The sequence below is a fragment of the Nonomuraea sp. NPDC003201 genome, from assembly GCF_053590415.1.
Genome location: NZ_JBSFTC010000628.1, coordinates 1 through 2,983, shown reverse-complemented (window position 1 = coordinate 2,983; position 2,983 = coordinate 1). Strand labels below are relative to the sequence as shown.

The window sequence follows — 2,983 nt, the reverse complement described above, 5'->3', positions numbered from 1 at the left end:
GGGAGCGCCGTCGCCTGGACCGAGGAGCGCAGGGAGCGAAGCGACCGGAGCGACGAGGGAAGGCGACGGCTCGCAGCGACCGAGCCCGCTTCCGCGGAGCGGAAGCCATAAGCAGGCGACGGCTCGAAGCGACCGAGCCCGCCTCCGCGGAGCGGAGGCAATGAACAGGAGCATGAGCATGCGCACGCTCGACGAGCTCGACGTGAAGGGGCGGCGCGTGCTTGTGCGCGTCGACCTCAACGTCCCCCTCGACGGGGAGACGATCACCGACGACGGCCGCATCCGGGCGTCGGTGCCGACGATCAAGACGCTGGTGGAACGGGGCGCCAAGGTCGTCGTCTGTGCCCATCTGGGCAGGCCCAAGGGCAAGGCCGACCCGAAATACTCGCTCAGGCCGGTGGCCGGGCGGCTGGGCGAGCTGCTGGGCCAGGAGGTGGCGTTTGCGACCGACGTGGTCGGCGACAGCGCCCATGGCACCGTTGAAACGCTCCAGGGCGGCGAGGTCGCGCTGCTGGAGAACCTGCGCTACGAGCCGGGCGAGGAGTCCAAGGACGACGCCGAGCGGGCCGCGTTCGCCGCGAAGCTGGCGGGGCTGGCCGAGCTCTACGTGGGCGACGGGTTCGGCGCGGTGCACCGCAAGCACGCCAGCGTCTACGACGTGCCCAGGCTGCTGCCGCACGCGGCCGGCGGGCTGGTCGTGGCCGAGGTCGAGGTGCTGAAGAAGCTGACCGAGAGCCCCGAGCGGCCCTATGTGGTGGTGCTGGGCGGCGCCAAGGTCTCCGACAAGCTCGGTGTCATCGCCAACCTGCTGACCAAGGTCGACCGGCTGCTGATCGGCGGCGGCATGGCGTACACGTTCCTCAAGGCCCAGGGCTACGAGGTCGGCAAGTCGCTGCTCCAGGAGGACCAGCTCGACAAGGTGCGCGGCTTCCTCAACACGGCCGCCGAGCGCGGCGTCGACCTCGTGCTGCCGGTCGACGTGCTGGCGGCGGTCACGTTCGGGGCGGACGCCGAGCACGACGTGGTCGCGGCCACCGAGATCCCGGCCGACCGGGAGGGGCTCGACATCGGGCCCAGGACGCGCGAGCTGTTCGCCTCGAAGCTGGCCGACGCCAGGACCGTCTTCTGGAACGGCCCCATGGGCGTGTTCGAGTTCGACGCGTTCTCCGGCGGCACCAGGGCGGTGGCCGAGGCGCTGATCGCCCGTACCAGCGCCGAAGAGGCCTTCACCGTGGTGGGCGGCGGCGACTCGGCGGCGGCCGTGCGGAGGCTGGAGCTCCCCGAGGACGGTTTCTCGCACATCTCCACCGGTGGCGGGGCCAGCCTCGAATACCTTGAGGGCAAGGCCCTCCCCGGACTCGCGGCCCTGGAGGACTGAGCAACTTATGAGCACGCGCAAGCCGCTCATCGCCGGCAACTGGAAGATGAACCTCAACCACCTCGAGGCCATCGCGCTGGTCCAGAAGCTGGCCTTCGCACTCAACGACAAGGACTTCGACAAGGCCGAGGTCGCCGTCCTGCCGCCGTTCACCGACCTGCGCAGCGTGCAGACGCTGGTCGACGGCGACAAGCTGAGGATCGTGTACGGCGCCCAGGACCTGTCGCAGCACGACGGCGGCGCCTACACCGGTGAGATCTCGGGCGCCATGCTGGCCAAGCTCGGCTGCACCTACGTGGTGATCGGCCACTCGGAGCGGCGGCAGTACCACCACGAGGACGACGACCTGGTCAACGCCAAGGTGCAGGCCGCCTACCGGCACTCGCTCACCCCGATCCTGTGCGTCGGGGAGGGCCTGTCCGTACGTCAAGAGGGCGGCCACATCGCGCACAGTCTTGGACAACTCGACGGCGCGCTGCGCAAAATCAGCGCCGAGCAGGCAAAATCGATAGTGGTGGCCTACGAACCGGTGTGGGCGATCGGCACCGGTGAGGTGGCCACCCCGGAGGACGCCCAGGAGGTTTGTGGCGCGCTGCGAGTCAGACTCGCGGAGCTCTACGACTCCGAAGTGGCCGCCGGGATCCGTATCCTTTACGGAGGCTCGGTCAAGTCGGGCAATATCGCGGGGATCATGGCTCAACCCGATGTCGATGGCGCGCTCGTGGGCGGTGCCAGCATCGACGCCGGGGAGTTCGCGAAGATCTGCCGTTTCTCCGATATGCCAGGCTAACTGAGTCGTTCTGGGGGTGCGACTTGACAACAGGCCGTACCCTCAGAAGGCAAGTCTGAATCGTCACGCGTAACAAAGCATTGAAGGAACAGGCATACCGTGGAAATCGGAATCTCCATCGCCCTCATCCTGGCGAGCGGTCTCATGATCCTGCTCGTGCTGCTCCACAAGGGCAAGGGTGGCGGCTTGTCTGACATGTTCGGCGGCGGTTTCTCGTCGAACTTCGGTGGTTCCTCGGTGGTGGAGCGCAACCTCGACCGGCTGACGATCATCACCGGCACGATCTGGTTCGTCTGCATCATCGCTCTCGGCCTTCTCATGAAGCCCTGAGCAAACAAGTTAACGCGTGACAGTGATTCTCCCCCCGTGCCTGCGCGCGGGGCGATCGAGCGAGGAGTTCATCCGTGGGTAGTGGCAACGCGATCCGTGGCAGCCGAGTCGGCGCCGGCCCTATGGGGGAGGCCGAGCGCGGCGAGGCAGCTCCGAGAGTGCGGGTCTCGTTCTGGTGCGCCAACATGCACGAGACGCGCCCCAGTTTCGCCAGCGACGCGGCGGTTCCCGAACATTGGGACTGCCCCCGTTGCGGCCTTCCTGCCGGACAGGACGAGTCGGCCCCGCCTGCCCCACCGAAGAACGAGCCGTACAAGACGCATCTTGCCTATGTGAAGGAGCGCAGGAGCGACAAGGACGGCAAGGCGATCCTCGAGGAGGCACTGGAGTACCAGGTCGTCGCTCTCGGCGATCATGGCGCTGAGCTCCTCCGTGCGGCGGGGCGCGTCCGCTGTGTACTCGGGGATCCGCGCTACGAGCTTCTG

At 67.7% G+C, this 2,983-nt stretch carries 3 protein-coding genes and 1 pseudogene; all 4 read left to right on the top strand.

Translation table 11 applies throughout. The features are described from left to right. Positions 1–178: 178 nt before the first annotated feature. Entirely contained in the window at positions 179–1,378 is a 1,200-nt protein-coding gene (locus tag ACWDX9_RS61910; RefSeq protein WP_449973215.1) for a phosphoglycerate kinase, read from the top strand. A gap of 7 nt (positions 1,379–1,385) precedes the next feature. Next, the gene (tpiA, locus tag ACWDX9_RS61905; protein WP_449973214.1) at positions 1,386–2,168 is read left to right on the top strand and encodes a triose-phosphate isomerase; all 783 of its coding nucleotides are present in this window, start codon (positions 1,386–1,388) and stop codon (positions 2,166–2,168) included. Between the two features lie 99 nt (positions 2,169–2,267). Further along, positions 2,268–2,498: a preprotein translocase subunit SecG gene (gene secG / locus ACWDX9_RS61900; RefSeq protein WP_185076999.1), complete on the top strand. Its 231-nt coding sequence runs from the start codon at positions 2,268–2,270 to the stop codon at positions 2,496–2,498. 74 nt (positions 2,499–2,572) lie between these two features. Beyond that, positions 2,573–2,887: pseudogene (locus ACWDX9_RS61895) on the top strand (RNA polymerase-binding protein RbpA); the annotation flags it as partial. Positions 2,888–2,983 lie beyond the last annotated feature (96 nt).

Coding starts and splice junctions, on each gene's coding strand:
- tpiA (WP_449973214.1), top strand. CDS start 1,386: ATGAGCACGCGCAAGCCGCTCATCGCCGGCAACTGGAAGATGAACCTC.
- ACWDX9_RS61910 (WP_449973215.1), top strand. CDS start 179: ATGCGCACGCTCGACGAGCTCGACGTGAAGGGGCGGCGCGTGCTTGTG.